Origin of the sequence: Plasticicumulans acidivorans, assembly GCF_003182095.1 — a bacterium.
GTDB classification, from domain to species: domain Bacteria; phylum Pseudomonadota; class Gammaproteobacteria; order Competibacterales; family Competibacteraceae; genus Plasticicumulans; species Plasticicumulans acidivorans.
The window spans coordinates 154,890-177,086 of the sequence record NZ_QGTJ01000007.1; the positions used below are offsets into that span (position 1 = coordinate 154,890).

26 protein-coding genes and 1 tRNA gene are annotated in these 22,197 nt (G+C 68.4%); 21 read left to right on the plus strand and 6 right to left on the minus strand.

The window, feature by feature from the left end; translation table 11 throughout:
- The first annotated feature begins 9 nt into the window (after positions 1 to 9).
- Entirely contained in the window at positions 10 to 513 is a 504-nt protein-coding gene (ruvC, locus tag C7443_RS13115; RefSeq protein WP_110019181.1) for a crossover junction endodeoxyribonuclease RuvC, read from the plus strand.
- Positions 510 to 1,118 carry a Holliday junction branch migration protein RuvA gene (gene ruvA / locus C7443_RS13120; RefSeq protein WP_110019064.1) on the plus strand — a complete coding sequence of 203 codons (609 nt, stop codon included), beginning with the start codon at positions 510 to 512 and terminating at the stop codon, positions 1,116 to 1,118. The genes ruvC and ruvA overlap by 4 nt, the downstream gene beginning before the upstream one ends.
- 10 nt (positions 1,119 to 1,128) lie before the next feature.
- On the opposite strand, the gene C7443_RS13125 is transcribed toward ruvA, so the two are convergent.
- Positions 1,129 to 1,377: a sulfurtransferase TusA family protein gene (locus C7443_RS13125; RefSeq protein ID WP_110019065.1), complete on the minus strand. Its 249-nt coding sequence runs from the start codon at positions 1,375 to 1,377 to the stop codon at positions 1,129 to 1,131.
- A 105-nt stretch (positions 1,378 to 1,482) separates the two neighbouring features.
- Between C7443_RS13125 and ruvB the strand changes: the two genes are divergently transcribed.
- The 8 genes from ruvB (at position 1,483) to C7443_RS13165 (ending at position 8,022) form a co-directional block, all read left to right on the plus strand.
- Entirely contained in the window at positions 1,483 to 2,514 is a 1,032-nt protein-coding gene (gene ruvB, locus C7443_RS13130; RefSeq protein ID WP_110019066.1) for a Holliday junction branch migration DNA helicase RuvB, read from the plus strand.
- Between the two features lie 254 nt (positions 2,515 to 2,768).
- On the plus strand, positions 2,769 to 3,488 hold the full coding sequence (tolQ, locus tag C7443_RS13135; protein ID WP_110019067.1) for a protein TolQ: 720 nt from the start codon (positions 2,769 to 2,771) through the stop codon (positions 3,486 to 3,488).
- Positions 3,475 to 3,930, plus strand: a complete 456-nt coding sequence (locus C7443_RS13140; RefSeq protein WP_110019068.1) for a biopolymer transporter ExbD — start codon at positions 3,475 to 3,477, stop codon at positions 3,928 to 3,930. The genes tolQ and C7443_RS13140 overlap by 14 nt, the downstream gene beginning before the upstream one ends.
- Positions 3,931 to 3,988: 58 nt before the next feature.
- A complete protein-coding gene (gene tolA / locus C7443_RS13145) occupies positions 3,989 to 5,350 on the plus strand; it encodes a cell envelope integrity protein TolA (protein ID WP_246004657.1) in 1,362 nt (453 codons plus the stop codon).
- 15 nt (positions 5,351 to 5,365) lie between these two features.
- The gene (gene tolB / locus C7443_RS13150) at positions 5,366 to 6,649 is read left to right on the plus strand and encodes a Tol-Pal system beta propeller repeat protein TolB (protein WP_246004658.1); all 1,284 of its coding nucleotides are present in this window, start codon (positions 5,366 to 5,368) and stop codon (positions 6,647 to 6,649) included.
- A gap of 43 nt (positions 6,650 to 6,692) precedes the next feature.
- Positions 6,693 to 7,229 (plus strand): peptidoglycan-associated lipoprotein Pal, encoded by a 537-nt coding sequence (pal, locus tag C7443_RS13155; protein WP_110019070.1) that lies wholly within the window; start codon positions 6,693 to 6,695, stop codon positions 7,227 to 7,229.
- Between the two features lie 10 nt (positions 7,230 to 7,239).
- Entirely contained in the window at positions 7,240 to 7,887 is a 648-nt protein-coding gene (gene ybgF, locus C7443_RS13160; RefSeq protein ID WP_170123610.1) for a tol-pal system protein YbgF, read from the plus strand.
- Between the two features lie 59 nt (positions 7,888 to 7,946).
- A tRNA-Lys gene (locus tag C7443_RS13165) sits at positions 7,947 to 8,022 on the plus strand.
- Positions 8,023 to 8,344: 322 nt separating this feature from the next.
- On the opposite strand, the gene C7443_RS13170 is transcribed toward C7443_RS13165, so the two are convergent.
- From C7443_RS13170 to C7443_RS13185, 4 genes are all read right to left on the minus strand, one after another.
- Positions 8,345 to 8,761, minus strand: coding sequence for a YqaA family protein (locus C7443_RS13170; protein WP_246004659.1), 417 nt, complete (start codon positions 8,759 to 8,761; stop codon positions 8,345 to 8,347).
- Positions 8,758 to 9,447 carry a M48 family metallopeptidase gene (locus C7443_RS13175; RefSeq protein WP_110019072.1) on the minus strand — a complete coding sequence of 230 codons (690 nt, stop codon included), beginning with the start codon at positions 9,445 to 9,447 and terminating at the stop codon, positions 8,758 to 8,760. Before C7443_RS13175 ends, C7443_RS13170 begins: the two co-directional genes overlap by 4 nt.
- Positions 9,448 to 9,451: 4 nt before the next feature.
- Positions 9,452 to 9,940 (minus strand): thioesterase family protein, encoded by a 489-nt coding sequence (locus tag C7443_RS13180; protein WP_110019073.1) that lies wholly within the window; start codon positions 9,938 to 9,940, stop codon positions 9,452 to 9,454.
- Between the two features lie 71 nt (positions 9,941 to 10,011).
- The gene (locus C7443_RS13185; RefSeq protein WP_110019074.1) at positions 10,012 to 10,461 is read right to left on the minus strand and encodes a DUF6231 family protein; all 450 of its coding nucleotides are present in this window, start codon (positions 10,459 to 10,461) and stop codon (positions 10,012 to 10,014) included.
- 99 nt (positions 10,462 to 10,560) lie between these two features.
- On the opposite strand from C7443_RS13185, the gene thiD reads away from it, so the two are divergent.
- From thiD to C7443_RS13215, 6 genes are all read left to right on the plus strand, one after another.
- Positions 10,561 to 11,364, plus strand: a complete 804-nt coding sequence (thiD, locus tag C7443_RS13190) for a bifunctional hydroxymethylpyrimidine kinase/phosphomethylpyrimidine kinase (RefSeq protein ID WP_110019075.1) — start codon at positions 10,561 to 10,563, stop codon at positions 11,362 to 11,364.
- Positions 11,361 to 11,906: a molybdopterin-guanine dinucleotide biosynthesis protein B gene (mobB, locus tag C7443_RS13195; protein WP_110019076.1), complete on the plus strand. Its 546-nt coding sequence runs from the start codon at positions 11,361 to 11,363 to the stop codon at positions 11,904 to 11,906. Before thiD ends, mobB begins: the two co-directional genes overlap by 4 nt.
- Before the next feature lie 7 nt (positions 11,907 to 11,913).
- Positions 11,914 to 13,182 carry a molybdopterin molybdotransferase MoeA gene (gene moeA, locus C7443_RS13200; protein WP_110019077.1) on the plus strand — a complete coding sequence of 423 codons (1,269 nt, stop codon included), beginning with the start codon at positions 11,914 to 11,916 and terminating at the stop codon, positions 13,180 to 13,182.
- A gap of 34 nt (positions 13,183 to 13,216) precedes the next feature.
- Positions 13,217 to 13,606 carry a fluoride efflux transporter CrcB gene (gene crcB / locus C7443_RS13205; protein WP_110019078.1) on the plus strand — a complete coding sequence of 130 codons (390 nt, stop codon included), beginning with the start codon at positions 13,217 to 13,219 and terminating at the stop codon, positions 13,604 to 13,606.
- Positions 13,607 to 13,695: 89 nt separating this feature from the next.
- Positions 13,696 to 14,586, plus strand: coding sequence for a phosphate/phosphite/phosphonate ABC transporter substrate-binding protein (locus C7443_RS13210; RefSeq protein ID WP_110019079.1), 891 nt, complete (start codon positions 13,696 to 13,698; stop codon positions 14,584 to 14,586).
- Positions 14,583 to 16,985 (plus strand): putative bifunctional diguanylate cyclase/phosphodiesterase, encoded by a 2,403-nt coding sequence (locus tag C7443_RS13215; RefSeq protein ID WP_110019080.1) that lies wholly within the window; start codon positions 14,583 to 14,585, stop codon positions 16,983 to 16,985. The genes C7443_RS13210 and C7443_RS13215 overlap by 4 nt, the downstream gene beginning before the upstream one ends.
- 9 nt (positions 16,986 to 16,994) lie before the next feature.
- Here the strand turns inward: C7443_RS13215 and C7443_RS13220 are convergent, their stop codons facing one another.
- Complete coding sequence (locus C7443_RS13220) at positions 16,995 to 17,609, minus strand: riboflavin synthase subunit alpha (RefSeq protein WP_110019081.1); 615 nt, start codon at positions 17,607 to 17,609, stop codon at positions 16,995 to 16,997.
- Positions 17,610 to 17,828: 219 nt separating this feature from the next.
- Between C7443_RS13220 and C7443_RS13225 the strand changes: the two genes are divergently transcribed.
- The 5 genes from C7443_RS13225 (at position 17,829) to C7443_RS13245 (ending at position 21,925) form a co-directional block, all read left to right on the plus strand.
- Positions 17,829 to 18,131 (plus strand): ribbon-helix-helix domain-containing protein, encoded by a 303-nt coding sequence (locus C7443_RS13225; RefSeq protein ID WP_110019082.1) that lies wholly within the window; start codon positions 17,829 to 17,831, stop codon positions 18,129 to 18,131.
- Between the two features lie 130 nt (positions 18,132 to 18,261).
- Positions 18,262 to 18,657: a VOC family protein gene (locus C7443_RS13230; RefSeq protein WP_110019083.1), complete on the plus strand. Its 396-nt coding sequence runs from the start codon at positions 18,262 to 18,264 to the stop codon at positions 18,655 to 18,657.
- Between the two features lie 27 nt (positions 18,658 to 18,684).
- Positions 18,685 to 19,239 carry a twin-arginine translocation signal domain-containing protein gene (locus tag C7443_RS13235; RefSeq protein WP_110019084.1) on the plus strand — a complete coding sequence of 185 codons (555 nt, stop codon included), beginning with the start codon at positions 18,685 to 18,687 and terminating at the stop codon, positions 19,237 to 19,239.
- A 72-nt stretch (positions 19,240 to 19,311) separates the two neighbouring features.
- Positions 19,312 to 20,880 carry a GMC family oxidoreductase gene (locus C7443_RS13240; RefSeq protein ID WP_110019085.1) on the plus strand — a complete coding sequence of 523 codons (1,569 nt, stop codon included), beginning with the start codon at positions 19,312 to 19,314 and terminating at the stop codon, positions 20,878 to 20,880.
- A 124-nt stretch (positions 20,881 to 21,004) separates the two neighbouring features.
- On the plus strand, positions 21,005 to 21,925 hold the full coding sequence (locus C7443_RS13245) for a DMT family transporter (protein ID WP_110019086.1): 921 nt from the start codon (positions 21,005 to 21,007) through the stop codon (positions 21,923 to 21,925).
- Positions 21,926 to 22,197: the final 272 nt, after the last annotated feature.

Sequence of the window (22,197 nt, forward strand, 5' to 3'; positions counted from 1 at the left end):
GCGCCGGATGTGCTGCGCATCCTCGGCCTCGACCCCGGCTCGCGCCTGACCGGCTACGGCATCATCGATGTGCGCGGCGTGCGTTCGAGTTATGTCGACAGTGGCTGCATCCGCACGCCGGACGGTGAGTTCGCCGCGCGCCTGTGCGCGATCCACGCCGGTCTGAGCGAGATCATCGCGCACTGGCAGCCGCAGGAAATGGCGATCGAACAGGTGTTTCTCCACCACAACCCGACCTCGGCGCTGAAACTCGGCCACGCCCGCGGCGTGGCCCTGCTCGCCGCGGCGCAGGCCGGTCTGCCGATCACCGAATACATGCCCGCCGTCATCAAGCAGGCCGTCGTCGGCACCGGCCGCGGCACCAAGGAGCAGGTCCAGCACATGGTCACCGCGCTGCTGAAGCTTCCGCGTAAACCCCAGGCCGACGCCGCCGATGCCCTGGCCGTCGCCCTCTGCCACGGTGCCCGGCTGCTGACGCGCAGCCGCCTGGCCGAGGCCGGAGGCGGGCGATGATCGGCCGTCTGCGCGGTCGACTGATCCTCAAGCAGCCGCCGCTGCTGATGATCGAGCTCGGCAACGGCCTGGCCTACGAGCTGGAAGCCTCGCTCAACACCTGCTGCAACCTGCCCGATACCGGCGACGAGGTGACGCTGTACACGCATCTGGCGATCCGCGAGGACGCGCAGGTGCTCTACGGCTTCGGCTCGCTCGCCGAGCGCACGCTGTTTCGCAATCTGATCAAGGTGACCGGCATCGGTGCCAAGCTGGCGCTGGTGATCCTCTCCGGCATGAGCCCGGAAGCCTTCGCCCGTTGCCTGGAGGCCGGTGACACCGCCGCACTGGTGCGCCTGCCGGGCATTGGCAAGAAAACCGCCGAGCGGCTGGTGGTGGAAATGCGTGACCGCATCGCCACGCTCGAACTCGGCGCCGATTTCGTGCCGCGTCCGGCGCCCGGTCTGGCGCCGCCGGCCGATGCCGGCGCCGATGCCGAGGCGGCGCTGGTCGCTCTCGGCTACCGGCCGGTCGATGCAACGAAAATGGTCAAGGCGGTCTTCGCCGAAGGTCTGCCGAGCGAGGAGCTGATCCGCCGCGCGCTGAGCGCGACGCTGCGCGGCTGATGTGCCCGGATCAGGACGCCAGGGCTTTGCGCAGCACGAAGACGAAGTGCTCGTCGGCCTCGCTGAATTCGATCAGCTCGTGACCGAAACGGTCGATGAAAACGCGGAAATCGATGACCACGCTCTTGTCGGTGGCGATGACGCGGATGACCTCACCGGCCGCCATCTTCGCCATCGCCTGCTTGGTCTTGAGCAGCGGCAGCGGACAGACGAGGCCGGAGAGGTCGAGGGTATGGATCGGATCGTGGGCGGCGTTCATGGTCCGGTATTGTCGGTAGATCACTGATGCGGCGCCAGTGGCCGGCGCGGGGTGCGGCCGGTGTATCGCGTACACTGCCGGCAGATCACCACCGCCGAACTTGCCATGATCCAGTCAGACCGCCTCATTTCCGCCACCGCCCAGCCTGACGAGGCGGCGATCGACCGTGCGATCCGGCCCAAGCGTCTGGCTGATTACGTCGGCCAGCAGGCGATGCGCGAGCAGCTGGAAATCTTCATCCACGCTGCGCGCCAGCGCCATGAAGCGCTCGACCACGTGCTGCTGTTCGGGCCGCCGGGTCTCGGCAAGACCACGCTGGCGCACATCATCGCCGCCGAGATGGGCGTCAACCTGCGCCAGACCTCCGGCCCGGTGCTGGAAAAACCCGGCGATCTGGCGGCGCTGCTGACCAATCTCGAACCCTACGACCTGCTGTTCGTCGACGAGATCCACCGCCTGTCGCCGGTGGTCGAGGAAGTGCTCTATCCGGCGATGGAGGACTACCAGATCGACATCCTGATCGGTGAGGGGCCGGCGGCGCGCTCGATCAAGCTCGATCTGCCACCGTTCACGCTGGTCGGCGCCACCACCCGCGCCGGCCTGCTGACCAGCCCGCTGCGCGACCGTTTCGGTATCGTCCACCGCCTTGAGTTCTACACGCCGCAGGAGTTGACGGCGATCGTGCAGCGCTCGGCCGGCATTCTCGGCGTACCGGCGGATGCCGACGGCGCCAGCGAGATCGGCCGCCGCTCGCGTGGCACGCCACGCATCGCCAACCGCCTGCTGCGCCGTGTGCGCGACTACGCCGAGGTCAAGGGCAGCGGGCACATCAGCTGCGACATCGCCCGGCGCGCGCTGGTGATGCTCGCCGTCGACGAAATGGGCTTCGACGAGATGGACCGGCGCCTGCTCGGGGCGATCCTGGAGAAGTTCGACGGCGGCCCGGTCGGTCTCGATACGCTTGCCGCTGCGCTCGGTGAGGAGCGCGGCACCATCGAGGACGTGCTCGAACCCTTCCTGATCCAGCAGGGCTTCCTGATGCGCACGCCGCGCGGGCGCATGGCCACCGCCCATGCCTACCGGCATTTCGGCCTGAGCACGCCGGGTGGCGATCTGCTCGACACCGAGATCGGCTGACGGTCCGCCTGGAAAGCCCGGCTGGCAGGTCCGCATCTGCCGATTCCGTCGCGCCGGGCGGCGAGCTAGAATGCTGCACTGCAAACTGATGTGCCGTTTCCCGGCTCCCGCCTTGTCTGCGACCTTCCCGATATCCCCCCGTACCCGAACGGATCGACATTCTGCATGTCGGCTCCTTCGGGCCGTGCCGGTTTCGGGCCGCAACCCGCGGGGCCCTGCCGGCCGGTGACAATCCGTATTTCGGAGACTGAGCGGTGACTGCCGAATTGTCTTTCACGCACCTGATCCTGCAGGCGAGCTGGATCGTGCAGCTGGTGATGCTGCTGTTGCTGCTGATTTCGCTGGCTTCGTGGACGGTGATCTTTCGCAAGCGGCTGGGTCTGAGCCAGGCGCGGCGCGATGCCGACGAGTTCGAGGACGACTTCTGGTCGGGGATCGACCTCGCGGCGCTGTACACGCGCATCAGCCGGCGTGAGGATGCCGCCACCGGCCTGGAGGCGATTTTCCTCGCCGGCTTCCAGGAGTTCCTGCGCCTGCGCGCGCAGCCGACCGTCGATCCGGAGTCGGTCGTCGCCGGCAGCCAGCGGGCGATGCGCGCGGCGCTGTCGCGTGAGACCGACGAGCTCGAAGCCTACCTACCGGTGCTGGCGACCGCGGCTTCGGTCAGTCCGTACATCGGCCTGTTCGGCACCGTGTGGGGCATCATGACCGCGTTCATGGGGCTCGGCGCGGCGAAGACGGCGACGCTGCAGCAGGTCGCGCCCGGCATCGCCGAGGCGCTGGTCGCCACCGCGATGGGCCTGTTCGCGGCGATTCCGGCGGTCGTCGCCTACAACCGCTACGCCGCCGAGGTCGACCGCCTGGTCAACCGCTTCGACACCTTCGCCGAAGAATTCTCCAACATCCTGCAGCGTCAGGCGCACAGCCTGCGCGCGGCGCGCCAGCAGCAGGCCGAAACCCATGGCGCGGCGTAGCTCTCGCAAGAAGGTTCTGGCCGAGATGAACGTGGTGCCGTTCATCGACGTCATGCTGGTGCTGCTGATCATCTTTATGGCGGTGACGCCGATCATCAACCAGAGCGTCGAGATCGAACTGCCGCAGGCGCAGAAGACCAGTGAGGTCGAGCAGGGGCCCGACGAACCGCCGGTCATCGTCAGCGTCTATGAAAACGGCAGCATCACCGTCGGCCGGGGGACACGCGACGTGAGCGCGATGTTCAATCTCGATGATCCGACGCAGGCGGCCGAGGCCAAGGTCACGGCCGAGCATTTCCTCGGCGCGGATGCGGCCTCGAAGACCGTGCTGGTGGCCGGCCACCGGACGGCCAGCTACGAGAAGGTGCTCGCGGTGATCAACCGCATCAGCGAGTGGAAAGTCGCCAAGGTCGGCCTGATGTCAACGCCCGCGGAGCAGTGACCCAGCGATCATGAGCAAGTCGCGCCCACAGATGCGCCAGCGGCTGCTGGCCGCGGGTATGTCGCTGCTGCTGCACGCAGCGCTGCTCGCCGTCCTGCTGGTGTCATTCGTCCCGAGCTCTCTGGAGAACCTCGGCAGCAGCGTGCAGGAGCAGGCTCCGCAGCAGGCCCCGGCGCCGACGCAGGCGGCGATGGTCGATCAGAGTGCGGTTGCGGCGACCATGCGTCGCCTGGCCGACGCCGATCGCCAGCGCCAGGAAGCCGAGGATGCCCGCCAGCGCAAACTCGAACAGCAGGCCAAGGCAGCCGAGGACCGGCGTCGGCAGGAAGAGGCGCGTCTGCACGAGGCGCAGGTCCGGCAGGCCGAGGAGGCCAGGCGTCAGGAGGAACTTGAGCGCAAGGCGGAGGCCGAGACCAAGCGCCTGGCTGAAGCACGCCAGCAGCGGGCTGATGCTGAAAAAGCCCGTGCAGCCGAGGAGCGGCGAGCCGCTGACGCCGCCCGCAAGGCCGAACAGGCGGCGAAGGCCGCCGAGGCCGCCGAGGCGCAGCGCGCCGCCGCCGAAAAGAAAGCTGCCGAAGCCAAGGCACGTGCCGAGGCCGAGGCGAAAAAGCGCCAGCAGGAAGCTGAAAAAAAAAAGCTAGAGGCTGAAGCCCGAGCCAAAGCCGAGGCAGACGCGAAAGCCGCGGCAGAAGCCAAGGCCAAAGCTGCCGCAGAGGCCAAAGCCAAGGCGGCAGCCGATGCCAAAGCCAGGGCCGATGCCGACGCCAAGGCCAAAGCGGCGGCCGATGCCAAAGCCAAGGTGGCCGCTGATGCAAAGGCCAAGGCAGCAGCCGATGCCAAAGCCAAGGCTGATGCGGACGCCAAGGCGGCGGCTGACGCCAAAGCCAGGGCCGATGCCGACGCCAAGGCCAAGGCGGCCGCCGATGCCAAGGCAGCCGCTGACGCTAAAGCCAAGGCTGATGCGGAGGCCAAAGCCAAGGCGGCTGCCGAAGCTAAAGCGGCTGCCGATGCCAAGGCCAAAGCCGACGCCGAGGCCAAAGCCAAGGTCGCTGCGGAGGCCAAGGCGAAAGCCGAGGCGGATGCAAAGCAGGCGCTGGCTGATCTGCTGGCGAAAGAAGCCAAAGAGCGTGGCATGCAGCGTGAGATCGATCGCTACGGCGCGTTGATCCGGCGTGCGGTCGAGTCACGCTGGCTGCTGCCGCAGGGTAGCCGGCAGGGCTTATCCTGTATTCTCGTCATCCAGCTCGGGGCTGACGGCAGGGTGCAGAACGTACGTGTTGCCCGCTCCAGTGGTGACCCGACCTTCGACAGCTCCGCGGTGATTGCGGTACGCAGCGCTTCGCCGCTGCCAATGCCGAACGATCCCGATGTCGCTGCGAAATTCCGCAGTTTCAATTTCGAATTCAAACCCGATGCCTAAGTCAGGAGGCCGGTCTTGAACTTCCTTGCCCGCATCGTCCCAGCTCTGTTCCTCGCGTGCGCGCTGTGCGCATCCGCGCGGGCGGAGCTGACCATTCAGATCACCAAAGGCGTTGAAGGCGCTCTGCCGATCGCCATCGTCCCGTTCGCCGGCAATGCCGGTCTGCCGGAAGACATCGCCGCGATCGTCACGGCCGATCTCAAGCGCAGCGGCCGCTTCAACCCGCTCGACAGCGGCCGCTTCCCGGAAACGCCGTCCGCGCTGAATCAGGCCAATCTCGGCAGCTGGCGCAATCTGAGCGTGCCGCATCTGACCGTCGGTCAGGTCAGCGCCGGCGGCGCCGGCTACAAGGTGCAGTTCCAACTCGGAGACGTGTTCAGCGGTGCGCAGCTGCTCGGCTACAGCTTCGATGTGCGTGCCAGCGACCTGCGCCGGGTCGCCCATCACATCGCCGATCTGATCTACGAGAAGCTGACCGGTGAGAAGGGCGCCTTCGCCACGCGCATCGCCTACGTCACCGTGCCGCCGGGCGGCAAGTCGTACACGCTGGTGGTCGCCGACTCCGACGGCTACAACCCGCAGACGGTGCTGCGCTCGGCGCTGCCGGTGATGTCGCCGGCCTGGTCGCCGGACGGCTCCAAGCTCGCTTATGTCTCGTTCGAGAACCGGGCGGCGCAGATCGTCGTGCAGGACGTCTACAGCGGTGCGCGGCGCACGATTTCCGCCTCGCCGGGCATCAATGGTGCGCCGACCTGGTCACCCGATGGCCAGCGGCTCGCCTTCACGCTGTCCAAGGACGGCAACCCGGAAATTTACAGCGCCGATATCAGCGGCGGCGGCCTGACCCGGCTGACCAATTCCAGTTCGATCGATACCGAGGCCGCCTGGTCGCCGGACGGTTCGAGCATCGTCTTCACCTCCGACCGCGGTGGCAGCCCGCAGCTGTATCGCATGTCGGCCAGCGGCGGCGGGGCCGAGCGCATCAGTTTCAGCGGTGACTACAACTCGCGCGCCGCCTTCTCGCCGGATGGCAAGTCGCTCGCCTTCGTCTCGCGTAGCGGTGGCCGTTTTCATATCGCGCTGATGGACGTGCGTTCGCGTCAGACCAAAATGCTGACCGACGGCGGTATGGACGAATCACCGAGCTTCGCGCCCAACGGCGGCATGGTCATCTACGCCACGCAGCGCGGCGGCCGCGGTGTGCTTGCCGCCGTCTCCATCGACGGGCGCGTACAGCAGACGCTGCTGTCGACCCAGGGCGAAGTGCGCGAGCCGGCCTGGTCCCCCTATTCCCGCTGAACCCCGTTCAACACCCTGAACTTCACAGGAAACCGCACACAAGATGAACGCCTTCCTCAAGAACCTGCTGCTCGCGTCTTCCCTCGTCGCGCTGGCTGCCTGCTCGTCCACCGGCACCACCAGCGGTGACGGCACGGGCGCCGACGGTACCGGCGGCGCCTACGGTGCATCCGGCTATGGCGCCGGCCGTGGCGGTGCCTACGGCGCCGGCGGTGCGGGGGCCGGCAACTACGTCGGCGGCCCGGAGGCGACGCAGGAGCAGCGCGTCGTGTATTTCGATTACGACAGCGCTGAAATCCGCGCCGACTCGCAGCCGATCATCGCGGCGCACGCGCACTACCTGATGCAGACCGGCGGCGCCGCTGCGATCCTCGAAGGGCACACCGACGAGCGTGGTACGCGCGAGTACAACATTGCCCTCGGCGAGCGCCGCAGCAATGCCGTGCGCCGGGCGATGGAAGCCCTCGGCGTCAATCCGCGGCAGCTGCGCACCGTGAGCTATGGTGAGGAGCGTCCGGCCGTGTCCGGCCACGACGAGTCTGCCTACGCGCAGAACCGCCGCGTCGAGATTGCCTACTGAGGTAGCTGCCATGCGCCTTGCGCTGTGTTCCCTGAGCTTCGTCCTCGCCCTGACTGCCTGGCCCGCCGCGGCACAGCAGGAGGGCGCGGGCACCAGCCTGATCTATGAACTGCTCGATCGCGTCGGTCAGCTGGAAAAGGACGTGCGCGAGCTGCGCGGAGAGATCGAGGTGCTGCGCTACCAGCAGCAACAGCAGGGTGGCGAGCAGGGGCAGGCGCAGAGTGAGACGCCGCGAGCCAACGTCGCGCCGGCTTCGCCGCCGGCGGCTGCCGCGGATGCTGCCGCCAGCGACAAGGCGACCTATGAAGCGGCCATCGTGCATCTGCGCGAAGGCCGCTACGACGAGGCCATCGGCCTGCTGGAAAATTTCAACACGCGCTTCACATCGAGTCCGCTGACCGGCAACGCCCTGTACTGGCTCGGCGAGAGCTACTTCATGACCGGTGATTACGCGCATGCGCGTGACACGCTGCTGCAGTTTGGCGCCGGCTATCCGAACAGCGAAAAACTGCCCGAGGCCATGCTCAGGCTCGGCCAGAGTTACGCGCGTCTCGGTGATACCGGCAAGGCCCGTGAGGTGTTGCGCCGCCTGACGCAGGCTTATCCGGGGACCGCGGCAGCGACGCAGGCCAGCCGGCAGATGCAGGATCTGCACTGATCGCGTCCTTAGTGCTTGGCTCGGGCGCCTGACTTGGGTATTCTTGCGCCCCCGATTCAGGGTCATTAGCTCAGTTGGTAGAGCATCGGACTTTTAATCCGCTGGTCGCAGGTTCGAATCCTGCATGACCCACCAAAATACAAGGGCTTGCGTCGAAAGACGCAGGCCTTTTCTTTTGCCCGCCAACCATCTGTCAACGACACCAGAGGATTGAAGCGCTTCGCATCATCGAGATGCGCAGGAGAAAAATGCGCATGGACTGGTGCGGAGCACTTCTTTCCGGACGGATTGGCGCGTCATTTCGGACCTGCGCCGACGCTTGCTCAGGTTTGAGGGCGACGGACTGAAGCTCGCGTATTCCGCAGCTCGATCGCTGACGGCTGCATGTGTCAGCCGCGCGGGCCGTCCAATGCATCCTCGCCGAGGGTGTGCAGCGCGCCACCGCGCAGCGGCACACTCAGCTGCCCGGCAATGCGGCCAGCAGCGCCGCGTAGCGCGCGGCCTTGCCGCTGGCGATGGCGAGCAGCGAGCGCCAGGGGCCGATGCCGAGCCAGCCGGCGGCGACGCACAGCGGGTCGCCGATCAGCGGAATCCATGAGCCGAGCAGCGCCAGCGCGCCCCAGCGGCGCAGGTAGCCGAGCGCGCGGGCATGTTGCGGGTGCGTCGGCATCGGCGCGGCGCGGCGTGCCAGCAGATAGCCGATCAGCCAGGAGCTCATGCCGCCGAGCGTGTTGCCGAGCGTGGCGACACCAAGCAGGGCGAGCGGCGTTTCCCCGCGCAGGGCGAGCGTGATCAGCAGCAACTCCGAACCGCCCGGCAGCAGGGTGGCGGCGAGGAAGCTGCCGAAGAACAGGCTCCAGAGTCCGCCGCTCACACCTCGAACCAGGCGGGCGCCATTGCCGGCAGGCTGCGCAGTCGCTGGCGCAGGCTCTGCCAGAGCGGATCGTGGCGTGCCACCAGCGCCCAGAACGCCGGCGAATGATCGAGATGCACCGTGTGGCACAGCTCATGGACCATCACGTGGCGCACCAGCTCCGGCGGCAGGAACAGCAGCTTGGCATTGAGGCTGATGTGGCCCTGGCGCGAGCACGAGCCCCAGCGCGTGCGCTGGGCGCGGATGCCGACGGCGGTGTAGTGCAGGCCGGTGGCCTCGGCGGTGGCGGCAAGCCGCGCCGGCAGTGTTTCCTGCGCCCGCCGCAGCACGAAGCGGCGCAGCAGGCTGCGGGCGCTGACGTCGTCGCTGGCGCGCAGCTGCAGGCGGTTGTCCTGGCACGACAGGCCGGTGCGCTTGCCGGGTTCGACGCTGATCGTCCAGCACTCATCGAGCGCTGGCAGCTCCACTTGCGACGGCACGCCGAGCCCGGCCAGATGGTGCTGCAGGCGCGCGTGCTGCAGTTCGATCCATTCGCGGTGGCGCTCGACGATGCCGATCAGCTCGCGCGGCGGAAACCCCGCCGGCACGACGATCTCGATGCCGCGTGCCGGTACCGCACGCAGGCGCACATGCCGGGCGCGCGGGCTCTCGCGCACGGTCAGCGGGGGCAGCTCGCGCCGGCTCATGCGCTCAACGGCGGCGCGCGAGCTTGATCGCGCGCCCGGCCGCCAGCGGCCAGGGCAGGTTGATGTGCTCGGCGGCGAGTGCGTTGAGGCGATCGAGGATGCTTTGCGGCATGGCGCAGGCGTGGCGCGAGCCGAGGTCGACGTGCACCAGCAGGATCTCGGTGCTGGCTGCCAGCTCGCCGCTGCGGGCGTTGTACATCCAGTGAAACAGCTGCACGCGCTTGCTGTCGTGACCGAGCAGCTGCGTCTCCACGCGCAGCGGCGTGTCGACGACCAGCTCGTGCTGGTAGTTGATGTGCGTCTCGACGACGAAGGCCGAACAGTTCGTGGCGGCGCGGTGCGCCTCGCCCAGGCCGAGATGGTCGAGCACGGCGTCGGTGGCCTGATCGAAGGCCATCACGTAGTAGGCGACGTTCATGTGACCGTTGTAGTCGATCCACTGCGATGGGACGACGGTCGAGTACAGGGCGAGCGGAGCAGGGGCGGTCGACATCGGACGGGCTGGCTGGCTGACGGCGGACAGGGCGCGAACGCTACCCCCTGCCCGGCCGGGGTGCAACGCGCTCACGGCTGCCAGCGTTCCGGATTGGCCCAGAATTTCGCGTTCAGCCAGTCCGGCACGGTCTTGTATTCGGCGAGCGACCAGCGCGCCAGGCGGTGCGTGGCGTCGCTGGCCGGCAGCGTGAAGCCGAGCCCAAGCCAGGCGCTGTCGTCCCACAGCGTGCGCGGGCTGCGGATCAGGCCGTCGTGGCACTGGTGGTCACGCAGGCGGGCGAGCAGGTGGCGGGCGTCATCCGCGGGCAGGCGCTCCAGGCCGTCGAGCAGCAGCACGGCGGCATGTTGGCTGTCCGCCACCTGTTCGATCGGCAGGCGCGTGACGACGCAGTCGGCCGCCGGCGTGAGTTGCGCGGTGAGCTCGGTATCGGCATCGGCGATCAGCAGCAGCGTGGGCGGCGCCAGCTCGGCGAGCCAGTGGCGGATGGCGGCGGGACAGTCGTGGGTGATCGCGGTCATCGGCGGACTCCGGCAGGAAGCTTGGCAGCGGCGCGCATCATCGCGGACACTGGAACACCAGCCACGTTCGCGCAAGCGTTGTACGGAGCACCTCACAGCATGCAGGGCAGGGTACTCGTCGTCGCCGGCTCCGATTCCGGCGGAGCCGCCGGCATCCAGGCCGACATCAAGACCATCACCGCACTCGGCGCCTACGCGATGACGGCCATCACCGCGCTGACCGCGCAGAACAGCCGCGGCGTGTTCGGCGTGCATGCGGTGCCGGTCGACTTCATCGCCCGGCAGATGCAGCTGGTGCTCGACGACTACGGCGCCGACGTCGTCAAGACCGGCATGCTGCATGCCACCGAGGTCATCGAAACCGTCTGTGCCACGCTCGATGGCGCCGCCGCCGGACTGCCGCTGGTGGCCGATCCGGTGATGTTCGCCAAGGGCGGTGATGCGCTGCTCGACACGGCCGCGATCGGCGCGCTGCGCGCGCTGCTGCTGCCGCGTGCGTATCTGCTGACGCCGAACCGCCGTGAGGCGGAACTGCTGGCCGGGTGCCCGATCGACTCGGTCGACGACCTGCGGCGTGCCGCCGAGCGCCTGCTCGAACTCGGCCCGAGCGCGGTGCTGGTCAAGGGCGGGCATCTCGACGGCGAGACGGTCAGCGACGTGCTGCTGAGCCGCGACGGCGAACAGGTGTTCACACATACGCGGGTGGCCAGCGTCCACACCGGTGGTACCGGCTGCTCGCTGGCTTCGGCGATCGCCAGCGGTCTGGCGCAGAGGCTGGTGCTCGCCGATGCCGTGCGCCGCGGCCTCGACTACGTGCAGCAGGCCATCGTCAGCGCGCCGGGTTTCGGCGGTGGCCGCGGCCCGGTCGACCATGCGCACACCGTGCAGCCCTTCGGCGTATGAGCGTCCGCCCCGTCTTTCCGCGGCCGCTGCTCGGTGTCGTCGGTACCAGCGGCAGCGGCAAGACCACCCTGCTGTGCGCACTGATCGAGCAACTGACGGCGCGCGGCCTGCGCGTCGGCGTGGTCAAGCAGGCGTCACCGCGCTTCGATGTCGACGTGCCCGGCCACGACAGCGACCGCCTGCGCCGCGCCGGCATCCAGCGCCTGCTGCTGAGCGGTGAGAGCGGCAGCACGCTGATCGAGGAATACCCGCAGCCGCATGAGTCCGCACTGGCCGAAGCGCTGTCCTGGCTGGAGCCGGCAACGCTCGATCTGGTGCTGGTCGAAGGCTATGCCGAAGCGGCGATCGCCAAGCTCGAAGTGCTGCGTGCCGGTCAGCCGATGCGCCATCGCCACCGTGACGATGCCGACGTCATCGCCGTCGTCTGCGACCACCGCATCGAGCCGCCGCCGCAGGTGCCCTGCCTCGACCTCAACGCGAACGAAGCGGTGCTCGCCTTCGTGCTCGATTTCCTGCAATGCCTGCCTTGCCGAACGGAGTGAGAGGCCGATGAGCGAAGCGCGTATCCCGGCCCAGCCCAGCTGCGCCGACGATTTCGATCCGCAATCCCTGCCGGTGGCTGAGGCGCTGGCGCGCATCCAGCAGCAGGTGCAGCCGGTGAGCGGCTGCGAGCAGCTGAATCTGCGCGCCGCACTCGGCCGTGTGCTCGCCGCCGACGTGCTGGCGCCGGTCGACGTGCCGGCATACGACAACTCGGCGATGGACGGCTACGCCGTGCGCAGCGCCGATCTGCCGGCGGTCGGCAGCGTGCGGCTGCGCCTCGTCGGCAGCGCTTTCGCCGGTCAGCCGTGGGGCGGTTGCCTCGGTGCCGGTGAGGCCGTGCGCATCATGACCGGCGCGCTGCTGCCGGACGGCGCCGACAGCGTCGTCATGCAGGAGCACGCCGCGCGCGACGGCGATTCGGTGAGCATCGGCAGTGGTCATCGCGCCGGGCAGAACGTGCGCCGGGTCGGCGAGGACCTGCGCTGCGGCAGCGTGGTGCTGGCGGGCGGGCGGCGCATCGCCCCGTTCGATGTCGGCGTGCTGGCCTCGCTCGGGCGTGGCGAGGTGCGCGTGCGCCGGCGTGTGCGGGTGGCGTTTTTCTCGACCGGCGACGAGCTGCGTTCGATCGGCGAGCCGCTGGAGGCCGGCTGTGTCTACGACAGCAACCGTTATTCGCTGTACGGCATGCTCAGCCGGCTCGGCGTCGACGTGCTCGATTTCGGCGTGGTGCGCGATTGCCGCGAGGCGCTGCGGGAGACGCTGCGCGAGGCGGCGGCCAGCGCCGACGTGGTCATTACCTCGGGCGGCGTGTCGGTCGGCGAGGCGGACTTCGTCAGGGACACACTGCTCGCGCTCGGCCGCATTCACTTCTGGAAGATTGCGATGAAGCCGGGGCGGCCGCTGGCCTTCGGCCATATCGACGATGCGCTGTTCTTCGGCCTGCCGGGCAATCCGGTGGCGGTGGTGGTCACCTTTTTCCAGTTCGTGCAGCCGGCGCTGCACCGGCTGATGGGCATGCCCGAGCAGGCGCCGCTGCTGCTGCGCGCCCGTGCACTGGCGCCCATGAAGAAACGGCCGGGGCGCACCGAATACCAGCGCGGCATCCTGCAGCGCGAGGCGGACGGCCAGCTTGGCGTGCGCCTGAGCGGCGCGCAGGGTTCCGGTGTGCTCAGTTCGATGAGCCGGGCCAACTGCTTCGTGGTGCTGGCACAGGCGAGTGCCGAAGTGGCGGCCGGTGACTGGGTCGACGTGCAACCGTTCGAGGGTTTGTACTGATGATGGGGCTGGAGCGGGCGGGAGTGTGGCGCAGATGAACGCGATGGCATTGCTTGCGATCGGCAGTGGTGCAGCCGGCGGCGCCTGGCTGCGCTGGCTGCTCGGGCTGTGGCTGAACGCGCTGTTCCCGACGGTGCCGCTCGGCACGCTGGCGGCGAACTGGCTCGGCGGGCTGCTGATGGGCGTGGCACTGGGGTTGTTCCAGCTGTGGCCGGGATTGGCGCCGGAGCTGCGGCTGGGCGTGACCACCGGTTTTCTCGGTGGGCTGACGACGTTTTCGACCTTCTCCGCCGAGATCGTCACGCTGCTGCTGCGCGGTGAGATCGGCTGGGGCTTGGGGGCGATCGCGCTGCACGTCGGCGGTTCGCTGGCGATGACGGCGCTGGGCCTGCTCGGTATCGGCAGTCTCCTCGGGCCGCGTTGACCTGCATCAATTGAAGTGCAGCTGCAGCGGCATCCGCAGCGGGGACGGCATAGGCTAATCACGAAGCCCCTCGCGCGAGCTGACACTGTATGTTCGTCGAAGCGTTCCACCATGCTGGAATTGGACCGTGGTCCCGACGCTGGGGGCGCTGGCTGTGCGTGCTGCTGCTGAGCCTCGGCGTAGGTGGGGTTCTGCGTGCCGAGCCGGCGTTCGAACTGGCGGTATTCCCCTATCTGAGCACACGTGCCCTGTTCGGCCTCTATGCCCCGCTGCGCGAGGCACTGCAGGATGCGCTCGGGCGTCCGGTCGTGCTGGTGACGGCGGCTGATTTCCGCAGTTTCTTCGAGAGTGCGCGCCACGGCGAATACCCGTTGATCGGCATCGCCCCGCATGGCGCGCGGCTGATGCAGCGCGAGGCGGGGTATGTGCCGCTGGCGAGCGCGCGGCGTGAACTGCATCCCTGCCTGGTGGTGGCGGCCGACAGTCCGCTGCAGCGCCTGAGCGATCTGCGCGGCACGCGGCTGGCGACGCCGGACCGGCTGGCGATCGTCAACAGTCTGGCGCGGCGTGCGCTGCACGACGCCGGCCTCGATGTGGCCCGCGAACTCACGTTCCATGAGTACCCCTCGCACAGCGCGGTGCTGGCGGCGGTGCTGCAGGGTGACGTGCAGGTCGGCGTGCTGAGCAGCACCGTGTGGTTGCGCACGTCTCCAGCCGAACGCGAAGGACTGCGTTTGCTGGCCGAGCTGCACATCGAGCCGCCGATCCCGCCGATGATGTTCCTCGCCCGAGGCGATCTGCCACCGACACTGCAGGCACAGTTGCGCCAGGTGTTGCTGGGCTTTGCCGATACGCCAGCGGGTGCCGAGTTCATGCGCCGCTCCGGGCACATCGGCTACCGTGAACCGAGCACAGAGGAGCTGCGCTCGCTGGACGATGCCGCCGAGGAACTGGCCCGTGCCCTTGACGCCGCACCATGAACCGCTGGTCGTTATGGCGTGCACTGGGCACGCGTCTGGTGGTTGCGAGCCTGCTGGTCGAGCTGCTGATGCTGGCGCTGCTGGTCTGCAACGCCTGGCGCGTCACTGAAGAAGGGCTGCTCGAACAGTCGCGCCTGCGGATGCAGGAAGTCGGGACGCTGCTGGCGGCGGCGCTGGCAGCACCGCTGGCGGAGCGTGATTACGTCACGCTGCAGGAGCTGCTCGATGCGGTGCGCCGCCGTGACGGCCTGAGCTATCTGGTGCTGCTCGATGCCGACGGCCGTCAGGTCGCCGCTGCCGGCTGGAATACGCAGGAGGCGCTGCCGCCGGTTGCCGACAACGCGCAGCTGGATCACCGCTACGGCGCGCGTTTCGACGGCCGGCGGGTGCTGGAGCTGGCCGGGCAGCGGCTCGGCGAGCTGCACTTTGGCGTCGACCTCGGCTTTCTGCATCAGCTGCGGGCCCGCCTGCTCAGTCAGAGCGTGCTGATCGCCACGCTGGAAATGTTCGCCTCGACCCTGTTGCTCGGTCTGATCGGTTACTGGCTGACGCGGCGTCTGCATGCCCTGAGCACGCTCAGCGAGGCGCTGGCCGACGGCGGGCAGGCGCAGCGCGCCGCCGAAGGCGAGGATGAGGTCGGCCGGCTCGGACGGGCGTTCAACCGCATGGCCGATGCGATCGCGGTGCGCATCGTCGAACTGGAAGCCGCGCGCGACCAGAGCCGCCGCTTCCTCGCCCATACGCAGACCGAGAGCGCCCGGCTGGCGGCGGTGCTTGGCGCCGTGCGTCGTGGCCTGCTGTTCACCGAGGGCGATGGCCGCATCGTGTTCGTCAACGCGGCCTGGCGACGGATGTGGGGTGTCGATGAGCAGAGCGGGCTGGTCGGGCGGCCGCTCGGCGAGGTGTTCGCGTATTGCGCGCGCTGGCTCAGCGACCCGACACAGCTGCAGTTCAGCGCCGGTGAACGCTGCGGCGACGAGCGCGAGCTGCGCTGCACCGATGGCCGCATCGTCGTCGTGCGCTGCGAGACGGTGCACGACGCCGCCGGCAGCGGCCTGCTGTGGATCTTCGAGGATGTCACCCGCGAGCGCGAGACGGCGGAGCGTCTGCTCTATCTGGCCGAGCGCGACACGCTGACCGGCCTGTACAACCGTCATCGCTTCGCCTCGGCGCTGGAGGGCATGCTGCGCACCGTCGAGCGCCGCGGCGGCAGCGGGGCGCTGCTGTATTTCGATCTCGACAACTTCAAGCAGATCAACGACGGCTTTGGCCATCACGCTGGCGACGACGTGTTGCAGCGGGTGGCCCGCGAGGTCGGTCGCCTGGTGCGCGCCGATGAGACACTGGCGCGGCTGGGCGGCGACGAATTCGCGCTGATCGTCACCGGCGCCGGCGAGAACGAGGCTTCAGTGCTGGCCGAGCGCATCGTCAACGCCATCGGCCGGCTGCCCTGTGTCTGTGCCGGCCAGCCGGTGCGCCTGTCCTGCAGTCTCGGCATCGCGCTGTATCCGCAGCATGCGCAAACGGCCAGCGAGCTGGTGGTCTGCGCGGATGCCGCGATGTATCAGGCCAAGCAGGCGGGCAGGAACGCCTGGCGCTTGTTTCGCCTCTGCGCCGATGCCGGGCAGGTCCAGCGTGAGCGCATGAGCTGGAGCACGCGCCTGACGCGGGCGCTGGAGCGCGAGCAGTTCCGTCTGTTCTTCCAGGGCATCTACCGGGCCCGTGACGGCCACCTCAGCCACCTCGAAGTCCTGCTGCGCCTGGATGACGTCGCGCCGGCGCCGCCGTGTCTGCCGGGCGAGTTCGTTGCCGCGGCCGAACGCAGCGGTCGCATCACCGACATCGACCGCTGGGTGGTGGGGACGGCGGTGCGCCGGCTGGCTACCGATCTGGCGCTGCCGCCGCTGGCGGTCAACGTCTCCGCCCGTTCGCTGCAGCAGCCGGGCTTCGCCGGCTTCATCCTGCATGTGCTGGCGCTGCACGACGTGGCGCCGCGACGGTTGCTGATCGAGCTGACGGAGTCGGCGGTGTTCGCCGACATCCAGCAGGCGCGTTATTTCATCGCCGATCTGCAGCGCGCCGGCTGCCGGGTCTGCATCGATGACTTCGGCAGCGGCTTCGGCACCTTCCCGGTGCTGCGCGAGCTCGGCGCCGAAGTGCTGAAGATCAACGCCGGCCTGGTGCGCAATCTGGGCTCAGCGCATGACGACGGCTGCTTCGTGCGCGCGATCGTGCAGATCGCGCGCGGGCTGGAACGCACCACGGTGGCCAAAGGCGTCGAGGACGCTGCCACGCTCGCGCTGCTGCGCGAGCTGGGAGTCGACCTGGTGCAGGGTTTTCATTTCGGCCACCCGGCGGCCGACCTGCCGCCGGAGCAGTTCGGCGGCGATGGCCACTGAGCGTCGCCCTCAGTAGCCGCGGGCGGCGAGGACGCGCTCGACGGTATCGACGATCGCCTGCGTCTGGCTGTCGACTTCCAGATTGACCTGATCGCCGACCTGCGAATGGCCGAACACCGTCACCCGCAGGGTTTCCGGGATCAGGTAGACGCTGAACTCGCCGTCCTGCACGTCGCAGATGGTCAGGCTGCAGCCGTTCAGCGCGACGTAGCCCTTGTCCATGATGTACTTGACCAGCGGCGCCGGTACGCGGAAGCGCACGACGCAGTTGTCGGCGTCCGGGCGCTCGATGGCGACGATTTCCGCGATGCCGTGCACATGGCCGGAGAGCACGTGGCCGCCGACCTCGGCGCCGTAGTGCGCGGCGCGCTCGACGTTGACCAGGCTGCCGACGTCGAGCCGGCCGAGGTTGGTCAGGCGCAGCGATTCCATCATCACATCGAAGCCGACGCGGTCGTTCTCGAAGCCGGTGACGGTCAGGCAGGTGCCGTTGACGGCGATGCTGGCGCCGATCGCCAGCCCGCCGCGCAGCGGCTCGGGCAGGCTCAGCGTGAGGGTGATCAGTTGCGGCTTGCGCACGATCCCGACGACGGGAACGGCGGCCTGCACGATGCCGGTGAACATGGGCTGACTCCACGGGAAGCGGGCCGCCGGCAGGCGGTCCGGGAAGCGGGGGCGCCGGCACGGGCGCGGCGCATCTGGGGGACAGGCGATGTTAGCCCGCGTGCCGCCGCAGCGGAAACCGCCGCGGCGCTGCAGCATGGCAGTCGGCCGGTGTGCTGCTAAGTTCGGCTTAACCGCCATTGCCGCCGCGAGCGGTCCGCCAACGAAGGACGTTCTCCGATGTGCCAGATCTACGCCAGCACCGATCCCGCGCTGTATGCCACTCAGGCCCGTTCCGTGCGCATCGATGGCGTCGTCACCAGCGTGCGTCTCGAAGCCGAGTTCTGGGCGATCCTTGAGCGTATCGCGGCGGAGGAGGGACTGACCACGCCGCGCTTCCTCAGCCAGCTCTACAGCGAAAAACTGGCCCGCGAAGGCGAGATCGCCAATTTCGCCTCGCTGCTGCGCGTGGTCTGCACCTGCTACCTGGCGCGCCAGGCGGCGGCCTGCCCGTCGCCGTCACGCCTCGCCTCGCTCGGCTGAGGCGCCGCCTGCCGGCTTCGCATGACGCGATGTAGCAGCCGGCTACTACCACGCTGCGCGACCGCGGTGCTGTAGTGACGGGGTGACCGGTCGGATGGTCCGACCAGCACTGACCGCAGCGGAGGCCGGCGTGGCGAAGATCATTCACAGCATGATCCGGGTGCTCGACCTGGATCGTTCCCTCGCGTTCTACCGCGAGGCTTTCGGGCTCACCGAGTCCCACCGTCTCGACTTTCCCGACTTTGCGCTGGTCTACCTGCGCAACGACGAAAACGACGTCGAGCTCGAACTCACGCTGAACAAGGGCCGCACCGAGCCCTACAGCCACGGCAGCGGCTACGGCCACATCGCCGTCTGCGTCGATGACGCCGCCAGCGAGCGCGAGCGCTTCCAGACCCTCGGCTATGCGCCGCGGGAGCTGGTCGAGTTCGCGCCGGACGGTCAGCTGCTCGCGCGCTTTTTCTTCGTCACCGACCCGGACGGCTACGAGATCGAGGTGCTTGAGCGCCACGGCCACTACCGCTGAGCGGGAACCACCGAGGAGGACCGCATCATGCTCCATGCCTACCTGAGCCGCCGGCAGTTTCTGCTGCACAGCGGCAGTGCCGTCGCCGGCGTTGCCGTACTCGGCAGCGCGCCGGCCTTTCTGCTGCCGGGCCCGGCCTGGGCCGGCGAGCTGAAGACCCTGGCGCAGCCGGTGGCGACCACCCTGCTGCAGATGTGCCGGGCGATCTTCCCGCACGCCGAACTCGACGATGTTCATTACGCCCCCTGGGTGCAGGGCCTCGATGCCGAGGCGGCAGCCGATCCGGCGGTCGCCAGTCTGCTGGGTGACGGAGTCCGCACGCTCGACGCGGCGCGCGGCAAGCCCTTCGTCGATCTGGAAATGAGCACGCAGCTTGAGGTGCTGCGCGGCATCGAAAGCAGCGCCTTTTTTCAGAAAGTGCGCGGCAAGGGCGTCGTTGCGCTCTACGGCAACAAGGCCGTGTGGGCGCGGCTGGGTTACGAAGGCGCCTCCTGGGACAAGGGCGGCTATCTGCACCGCGGTTTCAACGATCTGGACTGGCTGCCGGATCCGCCGGAGGAGGCGAGTCCGAAACCCGCCTGAAGCAACGCCCCGTGACCGGCACACAGATCACCACAACACCGCCGGCGCGCCACCAGAGAGGAGATCGAGAAAATGGCCAAGTTCGCCGCGGACGACGCGTCTGTCGTCGTCATCATCGGCTCGGGCGCGGGCGGCGGTACGCTCGCCAACGAGCTGTGTCAGCAGGGGATCGACGTGGTGCTGCTGGAAGCAGGCCAGCGCCAGTCCTCGGCTGCGTTCATCAATGACGAGTGGGATTCCTTCGCCCAGCTCGCCTGGCTCGATAAGCGCACCACCTCGGGGTCGTGGCGCATCGCCAAAGACTTTCCGAACCTGCCGGCGTGGATCTGCAAGACCGTCGGTGGCACCACCACGCACTGGGCCGGCGCCAGCCTGCGCTTCCATGACTGGGAGTTCCGTGCCCGCAGCACCTACGGCGAGATCAAGGGTGCCAATCTGCTCGACTGGCCGGTCACGCTGGCCGAGCTTGAACCGTACTACGCGCGCGCCGAGGACAAGATGGGCGTGACGCGCACCAACGGCATTCCCGGCCTGCCCGGCAACAACAACTTCAAGGTGTTCTACAACGGCGCGATCAAGGCCGGCTACGGTCAGTGCCATACCGGGCGCATGGCAATCAACAGCCGTCCGCGCGCCGGACGCAACAGCTGCCTGCAGCTCGGCTTCTGCTTCCAGGGCTGCAAGTCCGGCGCGAAGTGGTCGACGCTCTACACCGAGATCCCGGCGGCGGAGGCCACCGACCATCTCGAACTGCGCACCGGCGCCCACGTCAGCCGCATCGAGCACGACGCGCGCGGCCGCGCCAGCGGCGTGGTCTACTTCGACGCCAGCGGTGTCGAGCAGCGGCAGAAGGCGCGGGTGGTCTGCGTCGCCGGCAATTCGATCGAGACGCCGCGCCTGCTGCTGCTGTCGGCGAGCGGCAAGTTTCCGGACGGTCTGGCGAATTCCTCGGGCCAGGTGGGGCGCAACTACATGCGCCACATGACCGGCTCGGTCTACGCCGTGTTCGATCAGCCGGTGCACTTCTACCGCGGCACGGTGATGGCCGGCGCCATCCTCGATGAGGCGCGCAACGATCCAGGCCGCGGCTTCGTCGGCGGCTACGAGATGGAAACGCTGTCGCTCGGCCTGCCGTTCATGGGTGCCTTCCTTGAACCGGGGGGCTGGGGGCCGGACTTCGCGCGGATGATGTCGCTGTATACGCATACCGCCGGCATGTGGCTGGTCGGCGAGGACATGCCGCAGGAGAGCAATCGCGTGACGCTGAACACCGCGGTCAAGGACCAGTGGGGCCTGCCGGTGCCAAACGTGCATTTCGATGATCACCCCAACGATCTGGCGATGCGCGAGCATGCCTACCGTGCCGGCACCAGGGTCTACGAGGCGGTCGGCGCCGTTGGCGTGCACCGCACGCCGCCGTATCCGTCGACGCACAATCTGGGCACCTGCCGGATGAGCGCCAAGGCGGAAGACGGCGTCTGCGATGCCCACGGCCGCACGCACGATGTGCCCAATCTGTTCATCTCCGACGGCAGTCAGTTCACCAGTGGCGGTGCGGAGAATCCGACGCTGACCATCGTGTCGCTGGCAATCCGCCAGGCCGAATACATCGGTGCGCAGATGGCGGCCCGCGCGCTGTGAACCATCCGCCTGCCATGCGGCAAGCAAAGCTGCCGGCCTGGACTTGCTCCGGGCCGGCGCTGCCCGGAATACTGCGCCTCCATGCCGTGCCCGCTGCACCGCGGGGGGCTTTTACCGAGGCCGCATGGAACGTCAGACGCAAGCCTACCTGTATGCCGCCGGCGCCGTGCTCGCCTGGGCCACGGCCGCGTCGGCTTTCAAACTCAGCCTGCAGTCGCTGACCCCGCTCGAACTGCTGCTGCTCGCCTCACTGACCTCGACGACGCTCCTCGGTCTGATGCTGTTGCTGCAGCGGCGCTTGGGTGAACTGCGGCGCTGGCCGCGCGCCGACTGGTGGCGCTCGCTCGGCCTCGGCGCGCTCAATCCCTTCCTTTATTACTTGGTGCTGCTGCAGGCCTACGCGCGCCTGCCGGCGCAGGAGGCGCAACCGCTCAACTACGTCTGGCCGCTGGTGCTGACCGTGCTGTCGAGCCTGGTCCTGCGCCAGCCGCTGTCGCTGCGTGTGCTCGGCGCGATGTTGGTGTCGTTGTGTGGCATCGCTGTGATCTCGACCCGCGGCGAGCCCTGGGCGCTGCGTTTTGCCGACCCGCTCGGCGTCGGTCTGGCGCTCGGCAGCACGCTGATCTGGGCGAGCTACTGGCTGCTGACGGCGCGCGATACGGTCGAGCCGGTGCTGCGGCTGTTCGCCAATTTCCTCTGCGGCAGCCTGCTGGTGCTCGCCTGGTGGTGGCTGACGGCGACGCCGCGCGCCCTGCCGCTCGCCGGGGTGCTGGGCGCGGTCTATGTCGGCGTGTTCGAGATGGGGCTGACCTTCGTGCTCTGGCTCACCGCCCTGCGTCGTTCGCGCACGGCGGCGCAGGTCAGCGGGCTGGTGTACTTCTCGCCGTTCCTGTCGCTGCTGTGCATTGCGCTGGTGCTCGGTGAGCGCATCCGCGCCTCGACGCTGTGCGGGCTGCTGCTGATCGTCGGTGGCATCGTGCTGCAGCAATACGCCGGCCGCCGGTCGCGGCGGGCGGATGTGGCGGCGTCGGGAGCGGCTTCGTGAACGCAGGACTGTACAGCGCGGCAGTACAGGGCCATTCGATGGCTCGGTGGTCAGACCGCTGCACCGCGGTGGTTCGTTGGTGCGGTGTGCTGCACTGTGAGGTGGCGAAATCGCCGTCGCTGCCGTCACCCGCGTGCGCCAAGCATCTGATTCATCAGGGCTTGTGAAGGCTGGCATGGAAACTGAAGTTGCCATCGCCAATTGTTACGTGTCGTGCTGCAGCAAGGACTAATGTTGCGGTCGGCAGGTGTTCTTGACAGATTACGGAGCAA